Annotated in this window: 18 protein-coding genes and 5 tRNA genes; 21 read left to right on the forward strand and 2 right to left on the reverse strand. The window is 32.7% G+C overall.

The window, feature by feature from the left end; all coding sequences use genetic code 11:
• Window positions 1-121: 121 nt before the first annotated feature.
• A tRNA-Thr gene (locus ETI37_RS06140) sits at window positions 122-194 on the reverse strand.
• 87 nt (window positions 195-281) lie between these two features.
• Here ETI37_RS06140 and ETI37_RS06145 point away from each other — a divergent pair.
• From ETI37_RS06145 to ETI37_RS06185, 9 genes are all read left to right on the forward strand, one after another.
• Window positions 282-608: a DMT family transporter gene (locus ETI37_RS06145; protein WP_006586308.1), complete on the forward strand. Its 327-nt coding sequence runs from the start codon at window positions 282-284 to the stop codon at window positions 606-608.
• Between the two features lie 241 nt (window positions 609-849).
• Window positions 850-1,623 (forward strand): aggregation-promoting factor, encoded by a 774-nt coding sequence (gene apf, locus ETI37_RS06150; RefSeq protein ID WP_225305989.1) that lies wholly within the window; start codon window positions 850-852, stop codon window positions 1,621-1,623.
• Window positions 1,624-1,742: 119 nt separating this feature from the next.
• On the forward strand, window positions 1,743-2,312 hold the full coding sequence (locus ETI37_RS06155; RefSeq protein WP_006586310.1) for a histidine phosphatase family protein: 570 nt from the start codon (window positions 1,743-1,745) through the stop codon (window positions 2,310-2,312).
• A 97-nt stretch (window positions 2,313-2,409) separates the two neighbouring features.
• Window positions 2,410-2,481, forward strand: a tRNA-Gln gene (locus tag ETI37_RS06160).
• Between the two features lie 95 nt (window positions 2,482-2,576).
• Complete coding sequence (locus tag ETI37_RS06165; protein WP_022091329.1) at window positions 2,577-3,449, forward strand: lactate/malate family dehydrogenase; 873 nt, start codon at window positions 2,577-2,579, stop codon at window positions 3,447-3,449.
• An 81-nt stretch (window positions 3,450-3,530) separates the two neighbouring features.
• A tRNA-Tyr gene (locus ETI37_RS06170) sits at window positions 3,531-3,612 on the forward strand.
• 6 nt (window positions 3,613-3,618) lie between these two features.
• Window positions 3,619-3,690: transfer RNA gene (locus tag ETI37_RS06175), tRNA-Gln, on the forward strand.
• Between the two features lie 123 nt (window positions 3,691-3,813).
• Window positions 3,814-4,926, forward strand: a complete 1,113-nt coding sequence (locus ETI37_RS06180; protein WP_006586312.1) for a hypothetical protein — start codon at window positions 3,814-3,816, stop codon at window positions 4,924-4,926.
• A 91-nt stretch (window positions 4,927-5,017) separates the two neighbouring features.
• Complete coding sequence (locus ETI37_RS06185; RefSeq protein ID WP_006586313.1) at window positions 5,018-5,719, forward strand: GntR family transcriptional regulator; 702 nt, start codon at window positions 5,018-5,020, stop codon at window positions 5,717-5,719.
• Between the two features lie 25 nt (window positions 5,720-5,744).
• Here ETI37_RS06185 and tagD read toward each other — a convergent pair whose 3' ends face one another.
• Window positions 5,745-6,131, reverse strand: coding sequence for a glycerol-3-phosphate cytidylyltransferase (gene tagD / locus ETI37_RS06190; RefSeq protein WP_006585657.1), 387 nt, complete (start codon window positions 6,129-6,131; stop codon window positions 5,745-5,747).
• Window positions 6,132-6,256: 125 nt separating this feature from the next.
• Between tagD and ETI37_RS06195 the strand changes: the two genes are divergently transcribed.
• The 12 genes from ETI37_RS06195 (at window position 6,257) to ETI37_RS06250 (ending at window position 18,590) form a co-directional block, all read left to right on the forward strand.
• Window positions 6,257-7,399, forward strand: a complete 1,143-nt coding sequence (locus ETI37_RS06195) for a CDP-glycerol--glycerophosphate glycerophosphotransferase (protein ID WP_006587730.1) — start codon at window positions 6,257-6,259, stop codon at window positions 7,397-7,399.
• A 1-nt stretch (window position 7,400) separates the two neighbouring features.
• Window positions 7,401-8,834: a lipopolysaccharide biosynthesis protein gene (locus tag ETI37_RS06200; RefSeq protein ID WP_006586315.1), complete on the forward strand. Its 1,434-nt coding sequence runs from the start codon at window positions 7,401-7,403 to the stop codon at window positions 8,832-8,834.
• Between the two features lies 1 nt (window position 8,835).
• The gene (locus tag ETI37_RS06205; RefSeq protein ID WP_006586316.1) at window positions 8,836-9,570 is read left to right on the forward strand and encodes a WecB/TagA/CpsF family glycosyltransferase; all 735 of its coding nucleotides are present in this window, start codon (window positions 8,836-8,838) and stop codon (window positions 9,568-9,570) included.
• A complete protein-coding gene (locus ETI37_RS06210) occupies window positions 9,570-10,670 on the forward strand; it encodes a glycosyltransferase (RefSeq protein WP_006586317.1) in 1,101 nt (366 codons plus the stop codon). Before ETI37_RS06205 ends, ETI37_RS06210 begins: the two co-directional genes overlap by 1 nt.
• Before the next feature lies 1 nt (window position 10,671).
• Complete coding sequence (locus ETI37_RS06215; protein WP_006587729.1) at window positions 10,672-11,367, forward strand: glycosyltransferase family 32 protein; 696 nt, start codon at window positions 10,672-10,674, stop codon at window positions 11,365-11,367.
• Window positions 11,368-11,464: 97 nt separating this feature from the next.
• A complete protein-coding gene (locus ETI37_RS06220) occupies window positions 11,465-12,940 on the forward strand; it encodes a nicotinate phosphoribosyltransferase (protein WP_006586319.1) in 1,476 nt (491 codons plus the stop codon).
• A complete protein-coding gene (gene nadE, locus ETI37_RS06225; RefSeq protein ID WP_143458492.1) occupies window positions 12,940-13,770 on the forward strand; it encodes an ammonia-dependent NAD(+) synthetase in 831 nt (276 codons plus the stop codon). Before ETI37_RS06220 ends, nadE begins: the two co-directional genes overlap by 1 nt.
• A gap of 172 nt (window positions 13,771-13,942) precedes the next feature.
• Window positions 13,943-16,582, forward strand: coding sequence for a calcium-translocating P-type ATPase, PMCA-type (locus ETI37_RS06230; RefSeq protein ID WP_022091328.1), 2,640 nt, complete (start codon window positions 13,943-13,945; stop codon window positions 16,580-16,582).
• A gap of 69 nt (window positions 16,583-16,651) precedes the next feature.
• Window positions 16,652-17,068 carry a SprT family protein gene (locus ETI37_RS06235; protein ID WP_006586322.1) on the forward strand — a complete coding sequence of 139 codons (417 nt, stop codon included), beginning with the start codon at window positions 16,652-16,654 and terminating at the stop codon, window positions 17,066-17,068.
• Window positions 17,069-17,144: 76 nt separating this feature from the next.
• Window positions 17,145-17,230: transfer RNA gene (locus ETI37_RS06240), tRNA-Leu, on the forward strand.
• Between the two features lie 119 nt (window positions 17,231-17,349).
• Window positions 17,350-17,931: an ECF transporter S component gene (locus ETI37_RS06245; RefSeq protein WP_006586323.1), complete on the forward strand. Its 582-nt coding sequence runs from the start codon at window positions 17,350-17,352 to the stop codon at window positions 17,929-17,931.
• Window positions 17,932-17,945: 14 nt separating this feature from the next.
• A complete protein-coding gene (locus ETI37_RS06250) occupies window positions 17,946-18,590 on the forward strand; it encodes a glycoside hydrolase family 73 protein (RefSeq protein ID WP_006586324.1) in 645 nt (214 codons plus the stop codon).
• The last annotated feature ends 23 nt before the right edge of the window (window positions 18,591-18,613 follow it).

An 18,613-nucleotide genomic window follows, 5' to 3' on the forward strand; every position in this document is an offset into this window, starting at 1 on the left:
CAAAGCCGGTTGGAAATTGCAATTTTAGCTTATAATTTGGCTTATTGTCTAGAAAGATTTAACTAGCACCACGCGTACATTAATATTATAATTCGAAATTATTATTTTTTCAACGACTTAATGCTGATTGCCAGAATCGAACTGGCGACCTTCTCTTTACGAGGGAGATGCTCTACCGACTGAGCTAAATCAGCTTAACAAAAAATTATAGCAAAAAACAAACTAGGGTGCAATCTAGGCTTTTAATACATATTCTGGCATAATTACTAGCTGGTGATAGTATGAAGGAATATGTTTATTTGTTGATAGCGATTATTGGTGAATTAATAGGTACTACATTGTTGAAAGCATCTGATGGCTTTTCAAAATTGTTTTTGGGGTTGCTGGCATTATTTTCTTATGCCTCATGTTATTTCTTCTTTTCTAAGTGTTTAAGAACAATTAGTTTAGGAGTCGCATACGCTATTTGGTCAGGAGTAGGAATAGTTATTACTACAGTAATTGGGATAATATTATGGAAAGAAAAAACTAATCTGATTACAGTACTGGCTATAATTATGATTATCATTGGCATCATTTTACTGAATTTAACGACTACTAATAAATAATTGTGTAATAAATAGTTAGGTTTTGTAATTTTTGTAATTCTAATCTCGCAAAAAGATGAATAAAGCCATATTTAATATTACAAATATTTCAAATTGTAACATTAGACATAATATTTTTAATAATCTATCTATAGCTGTGTAACTTTTCTGAAATATTCGCCTGCTAGTATATATCATGTCAATTGAATGACAGACGAAATTTTGACAGACGAGAAAAGTTATTATTAAGGAGAGATTATTCTTGAAAAACGCAAAGTCTATCAGATTAAATTCATTATTTACGAAATTTATGGCAGTTGCAGCAGTTACTTTAACTGGTGTAATGGCAACTAACTTGAAATCAAATACTGCACACGCTGCAACTATTGTTAACAATGATACTGATGTTGTAACTATTAACTATGTTCCAGGATATGGTATTGCAATTTGGGACAATCCAGATAATCCACAATTGAAGAACAATAACAAGCTTCAACATGCAACTAGTTGGAAAGTCTTTGAAACTGCATATGATAGTCAAGGCAACAAATGGTATGATTTAGGTGGTGGACAATGGATTGAAGCCAAATGGACTAAAGCTGGTCTTAATAGTGTCAACCCATATGTAGCTTTTAATCAAGTGGCTTCACAAAGCAGTAGCTACTCTTCATCTACTCAAGCATCAAATCAAGTTGCTAATACAGCTAGTTATGCAAATGCTGCTTCTTCAAATAACTACAGTTCAGCCTCAACAACTAGTTCAACTTCAACTACAACAAGCACAACTAGTTCATACACTTCAACTGCAACTGGTTCTGAAGCAGATGCTAAAGCTTGGATTGCAAATAAAGAATCTGGTGGTTCTTACACTGCACAAAACGGTCAATACTATGGTAAATACCAACTTTCAATCAGTTACTTGAATGGTGACTTATCAGCTACTAACCAAGAAAAGGTTGCTGATAACTACGTATACAGCCGTTATGGTTCATGGACTGCTGCTAAGGCCTTCTGGTTAGCTAATGGTTGGTACTAATATTTTTGAATTTATTCTGAACAAATATAAATAAAAGGACTCCTTGAGGAGTCCTTTTTCTTTTTGGGATAAAATTATGGTACTATTTATGTTTGTAATATACTTAATAGGAGAGAAGTATGAGTAAAACAATTTACTTAGTTCGTCATGGACAGACTGTTTTTAATTATTATCACAAAGTTCAAGGAAGGGTAGATTCACCTCTAACAGTCTTAGGACAAATGCAAGCAAAAGTTACAGGTGATTTTTTTAGAAAAAATGGGATAAAATTTGATAAAGCCTTTTGCTCAACTCAAGAAAGAGCATCTGATACGTTAGAATTTATTACTGAAAGAAAAATGTCATATGAAAGACTGAAAGATATGCGTGAGAAGTGGTATGGAATTTATGAGGGGCAAGATGAAGTCACTTTACCATGGAATCATGGAAGTGTGGCAGATCCTACTATGGAAGCAGACTTTTTGGCCGTAGATAGAATGAAAAGAGCTATTGAATATATTAAAAAACAGCTTGCAGATGGAGAAACCGCAATTGCAGTTGGTCACGGAGCAATTTTAGGAATGTATGTAAGAAATATTTTCCCTGAAACTAACTTTCATTTTGAAAATTGTAGTGTAGTTAAATTAATTTTTGATGGTGATAAAGTAGAATTTGCTGGTAGCTATTGTCCAGCTAAAGGAATGAAATAGCAGAATATTTCAAGTTTTTTAATTTTTTTGTTGACGAGAATAAAATTATTGGGTATTATATTATTTGTTGAGCAACAAGTAAAAGCTCACAAACGATTGGGTTATAGCCAAGTGGTAAGGCAACGGTTTTTGGTACCGTCATGCACTGGTTCGAATCCAGTTAACCCAATAGAGGTAGCTCTGAATCGTAAGATTCAGAGCTTTTTTTTCGAAAAAACTAGTAATGAGAGTATAATAAGCTATTATTTGTAAAGGAGAATGGTTATGAGAAGAGTAGGGATTATTGGTCTAGGAAATGTTGGTGCAACTGCAGCGTTTAACCTTTTTACTCATGGCTACTGTGATGAAATTGTTTTGCTAGATGTTAATGAAGCCAAAATGCAGGCTGAAGCTATTGACTTGTTAGATACGTTGCCAGTCAATGACCATGAAGTTAAAGTTTATTATGGTGACTGGGATAAATTAAGGGATGCTGATTTAATTATTGCAGGCTTTGGTGTGAAGGTAACTAGTAGTAGTGAAGAATTAGCAATTAATAGTCGCAATGCACAAAGTGTTGGTCAAAAAATTAAAGCCAGTGGTTTTAATGGAATAATCATTAATATTGCAAATCCTTGTGATGTCATTACGACTGTTTTACAAAAGACTACGGATTTACCCAAGCAAAAGGTATTTGGAATTGGAACGATGCTAGATAGCGTGCGCTTGCGTCGAGTAATTAGCGAAAAGTTGGAATTAAACAGTAAGCAAATTGGTGGCTTTGTACTTGGTGAACATGGACTTTGTGATTTTATTGCGTGGTCAACTGTTAATCACGAATTTTCTGATGCTGAAAAAGCTGAAATTGCAAATGAAGCCAAAAGCAATGCCGAGAAATTAATTGCAGGTAAAGGTTTTACTAATTGGGCAGTTACAAGTGCTGCGATGGAATTAGTGCGTGCAGTTTTAACTGATGAATATTTTTATACAGTTTGTTCCGTTTATGTTGAAGAATATGGTATTTATTTAGGCTATCCTGCAGTAATAGGAAAAAATGGTGTTGAAAAAATTGCTCAATTATCATTACCTAGCGATGAAGAGTATCATTTGCAGGAAGCTATAGCTTTAATCAAAGAGCATTTAGCTGAAATTGATTAATTTAAAGAATGTTACTCAAAAAGTTTAATTTATCTCTTGCATTTTTTTGATAAATTAGATATCATAGTTAAGTAACGTTTCGGAGGAGTAGCGAAGTGGCTAAACGCGGCGGTCTGTAAAACCGCTCTCCCTGAGTTCGGTGGTTCGAATCCACTCTCCTCCACTTGATTTGGTTATAGCCAAGTGGTAAGGCAACGGTTTTTGGTACCGTCATGCACTGGTTCGAATCCAGTTAACCCAATAGTGTTTTTAGAACACCCAACCCGAAAAAAATAGCTCGCCAATTGGTGAGCGTTTTTTTTTACTAAAAAAAACCTTTTTGTTAAAGTATGTAAGATTATTGTTTATACTCAGAGGTGATAACGTGCCAAGAATTGTTAAAGTAGGCGCTGGTGGCGATGAAATCGATTGGAAAGAAGCTCTAAAAAATCTCAGGGCGGATGATATGTTACTCTTAAAGCCTGGTTTTTATGAATTAGAACAGGGCATTTCAGCTTGTGATGTTACTATCAAGGGGACTGGAGCAAGTCCAGAAGATACTGTAATCGATGGGTATATTTCTGTATCACCTGATAGCAGATATGTAACGCTAGAGAACTTGACTATTAATACTATTGGGGAAAGAAATGCGCTTTTTATTCCTTATAATGCAGATACTTATTTAACACTGAGAAACTGTGTTATAAAGACAGAGATTAATGAAAATGCAGCAATAGCGTTAAATGGAAAATGTACAGTTGAGTTATATTCATGTCGGGTAATAAATGGTAGTGTATCGTTCTTTTCTGGATCAGATTTTAGGCTTGAAATGAATGATTCTCAAATAGATTATCCCGTTACCGATTATTGTGGATTAGCATTAGAGGGAATTGGAACTGCAATAATAAATAATTCAACTGTAAATTCAAGTATCAATACTTTTTCTGATACTAATATTGAATTAGTTATAAATAATTCTAGATTACGTGATGTTCATTTAGCAGGGCAAACTTGGTTGAATATGCTTAATTGTCAAATATATTCTAAAGAAGACAATGCTTTTACTAGTGACGATGAATGTTGGTTAAATATTGCAAATTCTGTATTTAGTGGAGGCATGTATTTAGATGGTTCAACAACTATGCTACTTCAAAATAGTAAGTGTGATCGTTTAATGGCTATTGCAGGCACTAAAACAACAATGACTAATTCTCTTTGTAAGTCACATGCTGACTTTCAACAAAATGCGAGTTGTGATGCTACCCGATCTACTTTTAATGGTAGTGAAGAATTTGAATTCTTCTTAGCTGTAAATGGAGAAGCTGAGTTTAAGGGACATGATATTATTTTGAACCCTAATGGTGCCACATTAGCAGTTCAAGATGACGCTATTTTTAGAACTAACGTTTTATCTAGTGATCAAAAGGCACTAAGCGTAGAATATACTAATTTGCCGAATGTAAATATTTTGGGATTAAAGTGGGAAAAAAGAAAATAATTCATTATTTTTCAGAATGATGAAATCTAGACCAATTTGCTCTACAATATGTTTATACAACTTGATGACCTAATTCTGGGAGGCGATAAGAATGCAGGAACCAATTTACATAAAAATTCATAATCAAATTAAGCAAGATATCGAAAACCGCGTATATAAAGTTGGAGAAAGAATTCCTGCGGAAAGGCAGTTAGCACAGGAATTTGGGGTTTCAAGAATGACATTGAGACAAGCTATAAAAACGCTTGAAGATGAAGGAATCCTGGAAAGACGACTAGGGAGTGGTACATATGTATCAAGTCAAAAAGTTCAGGAAAAAATGTCAGGTGTTATGAGCTTTACGCAAATTACAAGGGCCAATGGCCAAGTACCATCTTCGAAACTACTTTCTTATCGAATTACTAAACCGTTTTTGTCTGAAAAAGAAAGATTGAAAATTAACGAGAACGACAATGTTCTCAGAATGGAGAGAATTCGGTATGCGGATGATATTCCTATTTGTTTTGAAGTAGTAACTATTCCTCAAAAATTAATAAAAAATTTTTCAAAACATGATATTTCGACTAGTTTATATAAGACTTTAGAAGAAAAAGGTGGATATAAGATTGGAAGTGTAGTTGAAAATATTGGGGCAAGTATTGCTAATGAAAATGATGCAAGGTACTTAAAAATTCATAGAGGAGATGCCTTGGTTACTCGGCGACAAGTAACTACTTTAACTGATGGGCAGCCATTTGAATATACGCGTGCGGAGTATGTAGCTGAAAGATTCGAATTTACATTTTCACGATAAAAGGAGATGCATAGCGCATCTCCTTTTATTTTAAATCTTCCTTTATTTTGGTAGTTGATATTCCAGGAGTTCTTGGAAGATAGACCACATCACAATATGGCTTTAAGAAGTCAAATTTTCCTTTCCAATCGTCTCCCATTACAAAAGTATTGATATCATATTTTTGTACATCTTTTATTTTTTGATCCCAGTCTTCTTCTGGAATAACTTCATCGACGTATTTAATAGCTTCAAGGATATATTTTCTCTCAGCATATGAATTGTAAGCCTCTTTATGTTTCTTGAATTCATTAAATTCATCGGTTGAAAGACCTACGATTAAATAATCGCCCAATTCTTTAGCTCGTTTTAATAAGCGGACATGTCCATAGTGTAACAAATCAAATGTTCCATAAGTAATTACTTTTTTCATAGCATAAGCTCCTTTATTACTTGATTAATAGTATCATACTTTAAGAAAAGACAAAACTTTGATAAAGCTTTCATGTAGGGGTCCTTTTTTGCTAAAATTTGATAGTAAGAATAGGGAGGATATTCATGAAAAGCGTTTTATTCGGCTTGTATATTAGATTTTTAAAATTATGTGCATTTTTTGTCCCAATTAGATCAAATTCTTTTGTAATTTTAAATGGCGCAGGACGTTCGGGATCAAATGGATATTTATTTTATAAATATCTTAGAAAAGAACATCCAGAGTTAAATGTAACTTTGGTAGAGCCGTGGCCATCATCTCATTTGAAGTGGAGTGTATGGAAGAAAATAGGAGGAGCACAATATATATTCACTACCCATCAACCATTTAAAATAAAAAGAAAGCAAATTAGTTTTTCTTTATGGCATGGAATTCCTTTAAAAAGAATGGGCTTTATGGCATACAATACAAAATACCATACAAATAAGCATAATATGAATATTTGGCAGCATCAGGCTGATTATATAGCTTCTTCTTCGGATATCTATGAAACTTTGATGGCAAGTTGCGTAGGTATAGACACAAATAAATTTATAAGAACTGGATTTCCTAGACTGGATTTCTTGAATAAACCAATTTCAAAGAGGATAATTTTAAAAGATCTATTTGATAGTGATAATGAAAAAGCAAAAATTGGAATTTATATGCCTACATTTCGATATGAACTTGAAGATAGAACTATAATGAATCAAATTGAATCAGGTAATTTTTTTGCTTTTGATGATTTTAATATTGTAGCTTTAAATTCCACTTTAGTAGAAAATAATCAATATCTAATTGTAAAACTGCATCCTTACGAAATGAAATTAGTTAGTGCTGAAATGAAACAAGCTTCTAACATAGCTTTTTTGAATAATAATTATCTTAATGAAAATGATATAGACCTATATGAGCTCTTAGGAATAACAGATTTCTTGATGACTGACTTTTCTTCTATTTTCTTTGACTATTTACTTTTAAATCGGCCTATCATTTTTGTAAGTAATTTCTTAAAGCAATATTCAAAAGCTAGAGGGTTACTAATGTCACCATATGAAAAGATTGTTCCAGGACAGCAAGTATTGAATCAAAAAGAATTACAAATAATCTTAAAAAATATAGATAAAGATCCATATAAAGAAAGAAGAAACAAGCTGTGTACTATTTTTTTTGAAAAAGATAAGAATTGTTGTCAATCTATTTATGAGTTAACCAAAAGGGTGAACTAGTTTGAAAAAAACTTTATTAAATATTTTTTATAATGCTATCTATCAAATCTTTTTAGTTTTAGTGCCATTAATTACAGTGCCATATTTATCTAGAGTGTTGGGACCTAATACGTATGGCATTTATAGTAGTGTAAATAATACGTTTCAATTTTTAATGGTTTTTTGTACTCTTTCGGTATCTTATATTGGAATGAGAACAATTTCGAGAATTAGAGCAGAAAATCCAAAAAAAGATTTAACTGAAGCTTTCTGGGGATTATGGTATTTTCAAGGAATTGCAGGATTAGTTACTATTGCCCTGACTGTATTAGTATCAATTGTTTTTAAGGTGAAATATTGGAACTATATTTTGCTAATGGTGCCATTTTTGATTTCAGCTCAATTGGATATAGCTTGGTTCTTTCAAGGCTTAGCTGATTTTGGGAGAGTAGTACTTAGAAATACAATTGTTAAGCTTATCAGTGTATTGCTAATTTTAGTGTTAGTTAAAGAGCCTAGTGATTTATATAAATATATGCTAATCATGTCGGTTTCTACAATGTTAGGCTCTTTTGTTTTTTGGTTTAATATTAGAAGTTATGTTGGAAAGCCAACTAAATATTTTTACAAGTTAAGGATCACTAGCAAAGCTATTATTACTTTATTAATTCCGCAAATTGCTACTCAAATTTATACTTCATTAGATAAACCAATCTTAAATTTCTTTCAGAATACTACACAAGTTTCTTATTATGATAATTCGCAAAGGATTGCTAATATGATTTTGGGGGTTATTACAAGTATCACTTTAGTTATGATGCCTAAAATGGCTAGTGAAGGAAAAGAAGCTCAGAAAAAGATTTTACGAAAATCATTGGAAGCAACGGTTATGTTAGGGACGTTATTTTCTGTAATCGTGATGGTTAATACTAAAGAGTTTGTACCTTTTTTCTTCGGAGAGAAGTATATTCCAATGACGCCATTAATGTTTTTCTTCACATTAACTATAATTTTTATTCCAATGGGTGGGGTATTTGCTAATCAATTTGCACTGGCAAACAAAAGAGATAAAGACTATGCAATTCCAGTATGTATAGGAGCTGTGTTAGAGGTTCTTTTGAGTATTATATTAGATCGGCAATTTGGTGCTACAGGTGCTTTAATAAGTATATTAACGACAGAAGTTATTGTGCTAATTTTAAGAATCTGGATTGTGCGAGATGGCTACGAATTTAAATATGTGTTTAAAGATATCCCCAAATACTTTATTATTGGAATAGTAAGTTTAAGTATCGGAATGTTAATCCCTCAAATTTTAGCTAGTGCCTTTTTCAATATGGCTTTAAAATCAATAATAGTTATGCTTATTTATTTAGGATTAATGTTTATGATGAAACTAGATTTTAATCAAGATATTCTAAATGTGACAAATAAATTTCTTAGAAGGAATAGATAATATGCCGGAAAAAGTAGATATTTTAGGTGTTAAGTTCAACAATTATAGTTTAAAAGGATATCAAAATGAAATTATTAGAAGATTAGATGATAAATTATCCACTTTTATTGTTACAGCTAATCCTGAAATTGTGATGGCTGCAAATGAAAACCCAGTCTTTATGAAGTTAATAAATCAAGATGCAGATTTTGTAACAGCAGATGGAATAGGAATTATAAAAGCAGCCAATATCTTAAATAAACCAATTTCGGAACGAGTTACAGGATATGATCTTTTTACGTGGCTGCTTGATATAGCGAACCAAAGAAAAAATAAGGTTTATTTCATCGGTGCTAAAGAAGAAGTGATTGATGATTTAGGAAAAAGAATTCAAAAAGAATATCCTAATATCGAAATTGTGGGTTTAAAAAATGGATATTTTAAAGATAAGTTAGACATTATTGCTCGTGATATTTCTAAGACAAAGCCTGATATGGTTTTTGCTGCATTAGGGTATCCAAAACAAGAACAACTATTAGATATTTTGAGAAAACAAGAATTACCTGCAATTATGATGGGTGTAGGTGGTAGCTTTGATGTCTTTTCAGGTCATGCTAAACGAGCACCAAAAGTTTGGCAAGACTTGCATATTGAATGGGTATATCGCTTTTTAAAAGAACCTAGTCGTTTTAGAAGGTTTTTGGCATTACCTAGATTTATTGAAGAAGTTTATCGGAGTAAGAGAGGAAGAAGATAATGAAGGTTCTGCATGTTAATGCTGGACTTGAAAAAGGTGGTGGCCTTTTTCATATTATTAATTTATTGACTGAAGCTAAAAAAGAGGGACAAGACTTTGAACTCCTTACTTTAGCAGAAGGACCAGTTAGTCAAAAAGCAATTTCCAAAGGGATAAAAACGCATGTACTGAAAACTAAAAGTCGATATGATTTAACTAGTTTAAAAAGATTATCCCAATTTATTAATGAAAATAATTTTGACTATGTACATACTCATGGGGCAAGAGCTAATTTATACCTTTCTTTGATAAAAAAGCGAATAAATGCTAAGTGGGTAATTACAGTTCATTCTAATCCATTATTAGATTTTGAGGGGCGTGGATTTATGGGCTGGATTTTTACCAAGTTAAATATAAAAGCTTTAAAAAAAGCAGATGGCATTTTAGCTATTACTCAAAATTTTGCTAATTTGTTAACTGAAAAAATAGGAATAAATAAGAAAAAGGTCCATATTATTTATAATGGAATCTTTTTTCATGAGAGTTCTGATTTACCTGCTAAGTATGACCATCCTTATTTTAATTTAGTTAATGTAGCACGTTGTGAAAAAGTAAAAGGACAGGAACTGCTTTTGAAGGCCCTTAAAGATTTGCATGATCCACATATTCGATTACATATCGCTGGAGATGGTAGTGAACTTGAAAATTTGAAAAATTTAGCTCAAGAATTAAATATTTCAAATCAAGTTACTTTTCATGGTTTTATGAGTCATGACGATCTTTCTCATTTATATGAGAGATGTGATTTAGCGGTGCTTACATCATATTCTGAAAGTTTTCCACTTGTGTTATTGGAAGCAGCTGATAATATGGTTCCTCTTTTATCAACTGATGTTGGTGATATTAAAAAGATGATTCCAAGTGCAGATTATGGTTTTGTTAGTCCAATTGGAGATTTGGATATGATTAAAGAGCAAATTCTTAAAGCAAGCTTGATGCCAAGTATTGAATTGAGGGAAATGGCTAAACGAGAGAAAGAATATTTAATGAATAATTTTAGTTTAGCTAATCAGTTAGAAATGATATTACAAGCTTATACAAAGATAAAAAATGAGGCATAAAATGATACCAAAAATTATTCACTATGTATGGGTTGGTGGTAATCCCAAGCCTGAGAAAATTCAAACCTGTATGAAAACATGGAAGAAACATTTAGGTGATTATAAAATTATTGAATGGAATGAATCTAACTTTGATATTCATGAAAATAAATATGTAGAGCAAGCATATAAACAGAAAAAATGGGCCTTTGTTTCCGATTATATTCGTGCTAAGGCAGTTTATGAATATGGTGGAATTTATCTTGATACAGATGTTTTAGTTCTAGATGATTTAAAGGATTTGTTAGATAATAAATGTTTTGTTGGTTTTGAAAATAAAGATAATCCCTTTACAGCAGTTTTTGGAGCTGAAAAGGGCCATCCATTGATTAAAGATATGTTGGACTATTATAATGACCGCGATTTTGAATTTGATAGCAGTGACCAAATGGCGGGAGTTAATACAGTTTCAGTATCGGATATTTTGAAAGATAAATATGGAGCAGTACCTAATAATCAAGAACAAGTTTTAAAAGATGATATCCATGTATATCCTGATGGCATCTTGTGTAATCCATCTAAAAATTCTAAGACAATTCACGTATTTACTGGAACTTGGATGGAGGGAAGTAAGCCATTTAAGCGTAAATTAGTAACGTTCTTAAAGCTTAGAATAAAGACTAAATGGCAAGCTGGATTATATTCAAAACTTTTTTAAAAATCAAAAATATCTTAATTTATAAGTCTGTGCGCAAGTGCAGGCTTTTTTGTTAAAATAAAAAGGTATTAATTTATTATTGCAATAGGAGAAAAGAATGTTTTATAAGCAAATCGATGAAGATGATTCATTAATATTGCATACTGATTTATATGAAATCAATATGATGTATACCTACTTTAAAGAGGGAATTAGTGAAAAAAAGGCGGTTTTTGAAGTCTTTTATCGTAAAGAACCTTTTGGTAATGGCTTTGCTGTTTTTGCTGGGTTGGAACATATTGTCCAATACCTTAATGACTTGCATTTTAGCGAAAGTGATTTGGCCTTTCTTAAAGAAACACAAGATTATGATGACGATTTTATAGAATATTTGAGAAACCTGGAACTAAACTTGACTGTTCGTTCAATGGAAGAAGGTCAATTAGTCTTTGCAAATGAACCAATTGTGCAAATTGAGGGGCCTCTTTCACAATGTCAGTTAGTTGAAACTACAATTTTAAATATTGTTAATTTCCAAACCTTGCTTGCTACTAAAGCTGCTCGAATTAAATTAGCTGTAGGATCAGATGCATTAATGGAATTTGGTACACGACGCGCCCAAGAAACTGATGCTGCATTATGGGGAACTCGTGCCGCATATATTGGTGGGTTTGATGCGACAAGTAATGTCCGTGCTGCTAAACTATTTGGAATTCCTGCAAGTGGTACTCATGCTCATGCATTAGTTCAAGCATTTGGCAATGAATATGCTGCTTTTAAAGCATATGCACAAACACATAAAGATTGTGTATTCTTAGTTGATACTTATGATACTGTTCGCTCAGGTGTTCCTACTGCTATAAAGGTAGCAAAAGAAATGGGCGATAAGATTAATTTCTTAGGTGTAAGAATTGATTCGGGAGATATGGCTTATATTTCCAAGCAGGTTCGTAAACAGTTAGATGATGCCGGCTTCAAAAATGCTAAAATTTTTGCTTCAAACGATTTAGATGAAAAGACAATCACTAATTTAAAGATGCAGGGAGCTAAGATTGATGTTTGGGGAATTGGAACCAAATTTATAACTGCATTTGATCAACCTGCTTTAGGAGCAGTATATAAATTAGTAGCGATAGAAGATGAAAATGGCAATTGGAAAGATAGTTTGAAAATTTCTTCTAATGCAATTAAAATTTCAACTCCTGGCAAAAAACAAGTTTGGAGAATTTGCGCTAATAGTGATCGAAAAAACGAAGGAGATTGGGTGGCAAGAGTAGGAGAAGATCCTAGAAACTTTAATGCCCTATTTATGTTCCATCAACAATATACATATATAAATAAAGTCGTAACAAATTTCACAGCCAAACCTCTATTAAAAGATATCTTTATCGAAGGAAAATATGTTGATCACCCACGTTCACTTGCTGAAATTAAAGCTTTTTGTCAAGCAAACTTAGAAAACTTGTGGGATGAATATAAGAGAAGTCTTAATCCACAAGAATATCCTGTAGATTTGTCACAAAACTTATATGAAAGTAAAATAGATTTAATTAGTGAGATAAGAACTAAAATTAGAAATCGAGGTTTGCATTAATGAGAGATTTGCAAAAAGAAATTATAGCTTATGAACATGTTTTACCTGAAATTGATCCGGAAAAAGAAATTAGACGTTCAGTTGATTTTTTAAAAGATTATTTAAAAGCCCATCCATTTTTAAAGAGCTTAGTGTTAGGAATTAGTGGTGGGCAAGATTCAACTTTGACAGGAAAGCTTTGTCAAATAGCAATTGATGAGTTACGAGCAGAAACTGGAAATCAAGAATATAAGTTTATTGCTATTCGTTTGCCTTATGGCGTTCAAAATGATGCTAGTGATGCAGCTGATGCTGTTGCTTTTCAAAAACCAGATGTTGATTTAATTGTTAATATAAAAGATGCTGTAGATAAAACAGTGGAAAGCTTAGAAAAAGCTGGAGTTAAAGTTACTGATTTTAACAAGGGAAATATTAAAGCTCGCCAAAGAATGATCGTTCAATACGGTATTGCTGGAGCTTATAGCGGTGCGGTTGTAGGTACAGATCATGCAGCAGAAAATATAACTGGATTTTATACTAAGTATGGCGATGGAGCTAGTGATCTTGTTCCGTTATTTAGACTTGATAAACGTCAAGGTAAAGCTTTGCTTAAGTATTTAGGATGTCCAGAACATTTATACCTTAAAGCACCTACAGCTGATTTAGAAGAAGACGCTCCAGATTTACCTGATGAAGTAGCTTTGGGTGTAACTTATAAAGATATTGATGACTATCTTGAAGGCAAAGAAGTGAAGCTGGCAGCTGCAGAAAAAATCGAAGCTTGGTGGAATAAGACTAAGCACAAGAGAGAGTTACCAATTACAGTATTTGATGACTTTTATAAAAAATAGATAACTTGAAACTTAAGCTTTTTTTACCTATAATAAAGCTATCATAAGGGAGTAACGGCAATGTAAATTGCGATAAGCTCAACAACCGAAAGAAAAACTTTCTGGGCTTGTCTTAATTAGTGAGACTTATGTGCGTCAGCACGTGAGTCTTTTTTTGTTAGGAGGTATTAAATTGCCAAAGAATTATTATTCTCAAAGTCCTGAAAATATTGAACAAGAACTTGATACTAATATTCAATCAGGTTTAAGTTCTGCTAAGGCACAAGAACGTTTAGAAAGAGACGGCCTTAACGCTTTAGCAACTGAAAAGGGCAAGAGTATGTTTGCTCGATTTATTGATCAATTTAAAGACTTTATGATTATAGTCTTGTTGATAGCTGCGTTGGTTTCCGGTGTAGTTGCTGGAGAATGGACTGATGCTGGAATTATTTTATTCGTTGTTTTAATGAATGCAATTTTAGGTGTTGTTCAAGAAGCCCGTTCTGAAGCAGCGATTGAAGCTTTGAAAAAAATGACTACACCTGTTGCACATGTGCGAAGAAATGGTCAAGTAGTTGAAGTACCAAGTACAGAATTAGTTAAAGGGGATATTGTTTTACTTGAAGCTGGGGATGTTGTTCCAGCTGATTTAAGACTAACTACAACTGAAAGCTTGAAAATTGAAGAAGCAGCTTTAACTGGAGAATCGGTTCCAGTTGAAAAGGATAAATCATTAATTTCAAAAGATGATGTTGCGTTAGCTGATCGAGTTAATATGGCATATTCTTCAACCAATGTAACTTATGGTCGAGGAGAAGGAGTTGTAGTTGCCACTGCAATGGAAACAGAAGTTGGTAAGATTGCTACAATGATTAACGAAGCTGATGAAACAGATACACCATTAAAACAAAGTTTAAATCAACTGGGTAAGACTTTAACTTGGATGATTTTAGGTATCTGTGCTTTAGTATTTGTTGTTGGTATTTTGCGTAATCCAGCTAATGAAAGTCAAGCAAGTTTAATGATTGACATGTTTTTGATTGCTGTATCATTAGCTGTTGCAGCAATTCCTGAAGGTTTACCAGCAATTGTTACTATTATTTTAGCTTTGGGTACACAAACAATGGCTAAGCATAAGGCTATTGTGAGAAAGTTACCAGCTGTTGAAACATTAGGGGCAACTGATATTATTTGTTCTGATAAAACGGGGACTTTGACTCAAAACAAGATGACCGTTGAAAAAATATATTATGATGGTCAGTTACATGATGCTAGTGAAGCGGTTGATGCTAATAGTGATATTATGCAAACTATGTTATTAGCAAATGATACTAAACTACAGGCCGATGGCTTACTTGGTGATCCAACGGAAACAGCTTTAACTCAATTTGGCTTAGATAAGGGCATTAATGTTGCTGATTTATTAGAAACTAAAAAGCGTGTGCAAGAAGTTCCGTTTGATTCAGATAGGAAACTAATGAGTACTGTTAATAAAAACGGGGATAAATATTATGTTGCCGTTAAGGGTGCTCCCGATGAATTACTTAAACGAGTAAGCAATTTATCTGATAAAGAAAAAGAACAGGTTCTTTTAGCTAACAAAGAAATGGCTCAAAACGCGCTAAGAGTTTTGGGACTTGCTTATAAAGAAGTGGAAAAGCCTTTTGAAGCAGTTAATAGTCAAACTGTTGAAAACAAGTTGATTTTTGCTGGATTAGTAGGAATGATTGATCCTGAACGTCCAGAAGCAAAAGCAGCAGTTGCAGAAGCAAAAGCAGCTGGTATTAGAACTGTAATGATTACAGGAGATCATCAAGTTACTGCTCAAGCTATTGCTGAACGATTAGGAATTATTGAAAAGGGACAGAGTAAGAGAGTCTTGACTGGTAGCGAACTAGATAAGATGGATGAAACTTACTTTAAGGAGCATGTTTCTGATTATAGTGTTTATGCCCGTGTGAGTCCTGAACACAAGGTTAAGATTGTTAAAGCATGGCAGGCTAATGAAAAGATTGTGGCTATGACTGGTGATGGTGTAAATGATGCACCAAGTTTGAAACAAGCGGATATTGGTATTGGTATGGGAATTACTGGTACTGAAGTTTCAAAAGGCGCTAGTGATATGATTTTAGCAGATGACAATTTTGCAACAATTGTAGAAGCCGTTAAACAAGGTAGAAAAGTATTTTCAAATATTCAAAAAGCCATTCTTTATTTAATGAGTTGTAATGTTGGGGAAGTTTTGACTGTTTTCATTATGACTATTATGGGTTGGGATGTATTACAACCTGTACAACTTTTATGGATTAACTTAGTTACTGATTCACTACCTGCTATTGCATTAGGGGTGGAACCTGTTGAAGATGGCATTATGAATCGAAAACCACGTGGTAGAAAGTCTAATTTCTTTAGTGGTGGTGTTGCAAGTTCGATTGTTTATCAAGGTATTTTAGAAGGTGTATTAGTTTTAATTGTATATACACTAGGTCTCCATATTGGACCACATGTTGCTGATCCTAAGCTTCAACACGGGGATGCTTTGACAATGGCATTTTTAACCTTAGGTTTAATCCAATTATTCCATGCATTTAATTCTAAATATGTTCACCAATCAATTTTTAGAAAGCACACTTTCCAAAATAAATGGTTTAATTGGGCAATTGTAATTTCTGCAATTATTATGGCTGCAGTTGAATTGCCTTTCTTAACTAACGTATTTAAAGTTACAGAATTAGATTTAGATCAATGGTTAGCTGTTTTGGGAACAGGCTGCTTGATGATAATTATTGTTGAGCTAGTTAAGCTTGTGCAGAGACGAATGGGAAAAGAATAATTACAACATTGATATATAATTTTTTAGACAACTGAAAGGTTGTCTTTTTTGTTGTAAAATAAATTTATTATGAATGAAGTAGAACTATTAAAACTGATTAGGAAAATATCTTTAGAATCATTTAGTTATCCATTTAATGGAAAAGCAAAAATTAATTATCGCTTCAAAACAACAGGTGGACGCTATCATTTAAAAGATCGTCATATTGAAATTAATGCTCATTTTTTAAAAAAAGAATATCGAAAGGATTTAATTGGTATTATCAAGCATGAATTATGTCATTATTATCTTCATACTCATCAGATGGGGTATAAACATCAAAATAGAGATTTCAAAATTCTGCTAAAGCAAGTAGGTGGAAGCCGCTATGCACCAGATATTGGCTTAGCAAAGAAGATAAAATATACCTATCAATGTACTAATTGCCATAAGTTATACTATCGAATTAGGCGGATTGACTTAAAAAAGTATGTTTGTGGAAAATGACATCATAAATTAATACTCTTAAAATGAAAAAACACTTGCATTAAATTACTGATTCGTGTATCATAATAGGAGTGTTGCGGGCGTGGCGGAATGGCAGACGCGCAAGACTAAGGATCTTGTGATCGCTTTTAGATCGTGGAAGTTCGAGTCTTCTCGCCCGCATACAGTTAGGAAGTTGTGTAAGCAGCTTCCTTTTTTGTTTATCATTTGTACAAGAAAAAGAGGCATTACTATACAAAATAGCATCTTTTTTATAGAATTATTTTGGATGGAATTTCAAAGTGAAAAATCAAAAGGCTAGAAATTTAGCAATTAGTGCAATTTTTTTTGCACTTCTGTTGCTAGAATTATTTATTCCTAATATTGGAAATATATATTTATTTCCAGCCATGCCTGCTGTGACAACTATTCCTTTAACAATTGCAATATATAGTGTATTGTTAGGTGCTAGAGCAGGAATGGGGTTGGGAATAGTATGGGGCGTAATTAGTATGTTTTTAGCTTATACACGTCCGACTAGTTTAGTAAGTATATTTCTTTTTCAAAATCCAATTATTGCAATAATTCCTAGAGCTTTATCTGGATACTTAGCAGGGATAGTTGCTTTAAAAAATAATAGATTATACTATTGTTTATCAGGATTAATTAGCTCATTGACTAACACAGTTTTTGTGATTATTTTAGCCAGTGTAATTCTTACTGGAAATCAAGAGCTTTTGGCACATCTAGGACATACTAATGGAAATTTATTGGTTCTTTTAACATCTGCTTTGGCTTTTAATGGGATATTAGAAGCTATATTTAGTGCAATATTAGCCCCAATAATTTTAAAACCGTTGATTAAAATAATGCAGTATAAATAGAAATCAGGATAAAAATGGCACGTTCACGATCTCGAGTAAAAAAAACAACATTAACTTTAGTTAAAGTCTTTGGAGTACTACTTATTTTAGTAGTGGCTTTTGTTTGTTTTCGTTATTATCGTAGACAAGCGATTAATAACGAATTAATTCGCCAAGAACAATTAGCTAGAGAACAAGCAGCAGCTAAGGAGCTGAAAATTAAAACTGATTTTATAAAAAAAATAGGCCCAATTGCTCAAAAAGCGGATCAAGGTTTTGCGCTTTTACCTAGTATTACAATTGCTCAAGCTTGTTTAGAAAGTAATTATGGGCAAAGCGAATTGTCTCAAAAATATAATAATTTATTTGGTGTAAAAAGCAGTGATCCTAATACATCCAAAACTTTGTCTACTAAGGAGTATGTAAATGGTAAATGGATTACGGTAAAAGCTAGTTTTCAAATTTATGATTCATATGAATCTTCAATTCAAGCCCATGCTAGGTTATTTCAAAATGGTACTACTTGGAATAAAGATCAGTATCAACATGTATTAGCAGCAAAAGATTATAAAAGTCAAGCTAAAGCACTAGTTACGGATGGTTACGCAACAGATCCTGATTATGCTACTAAGTTAATTAACTTAATTGAACAGTTTAATTTAAATAAGTATGACAACTAATCTTTTATTTTTACTAGACTTCT

Source organism: Lactobacillus mulieris, assembly GCF_007095465.1.
GTDB lineage: Bacteria > Bacillota > Bacilli > Lactobacillales > Lactobacillaceae > Lactobacillus > Lactobacillus mulieris.

Excerpts from the sequence above, each read along its gene's own strand:
- ETI37_RS06145 (WP_006586308.1), top strand. The coding sequence starts at position 282 with ATGAAGGAATATGTTTATTTGTTGATAGCGATTATTGGTGAATTAATA.
- ETI37_RS06155 (WP_006586310.1), top strand. The coding sequence starts at position 1,743 with ATGAGTAAAACAATTTACTTAGTTCGTCATGGACAGACTGTTTTTAAT.
- ETI37_RS06165 (WP_022091329.1), top strand. The coding sequence starts at position 2,577 with ATGAGAAGAGTAGGGATTATTGGTCTAGGAAATGTTGGTGCAACTGCA.
- ETI37_RS06185 (WP_006586313.1), top strand. The coding sequence starts at position 5,018 with ATGCAGGAACCAATTTACATAAAAATTCATAATCAAATTAAGCAAGAT.
- tagD (WP_006585657.1), bottom strand. The coding sequence starts at position 6,131 with ATGAAAAAAGTAATTACTTATGGAACATTTGATTTGTTACACTATGGA.
- ETI37_RS06195 (WP_006587730.1), top strand. The coding sequence starts at position 6,257 with ATGAAAAGCGTTTTATTCGGCTTGTATATTAGATTTTTAAAATTATGT.
- ETI37_RS06205 (WP_006586316.1), top strand. The coding sequence starts at position 8,836 with ATGCCGGAAAAAGTAGATATTTTAGGTGTTAAGTTCAACAATTATAGT.
- ETI37_RS06210 (WP_006586317.1), top strand. The coding sequence starts at position 9,570 with ATGAAGGTTCTGCATGTTAATGCTGGACTTGAAAAAGGTGGTGGCCTT.
- ETI37_RS06215 (WP_006587729.1), top strand. The coding sequence starts at position 10,672 with ATGATACCAAAAATTATTCACTATGTATGGGTTGGTGGTAATCCCAAG.
- ETI37_RS06220 (WP_006586319.1), top strand. The coding sequence starts at position 11,465 with ATGTTTTATAAGCAAATCGATGAAGATGATTCATTAATATTGCATACT.
- nadE (WP_143458492.1), top strand. The coding sequence starts at position 12,940 with ATGAGAGATTTGCAAAAAGAAATTATAGCTTATGAACATGTTTTACCT.
- ETI37_RS06235 (WP_006586322.1), top strand. The coding sequence starts at position 16,652 with ATGAATGAAGTAGAACTATTAAAACTGATTAGGAAAATATCTTTAGAA.
- ETI37_RS06250 (WP_006586324.1), top strand. The coding sequence starts at position 17,946 with ATGGCACGTTCACGATCTCGAGTAAAAAAAACAACATTAACTTTAGTT.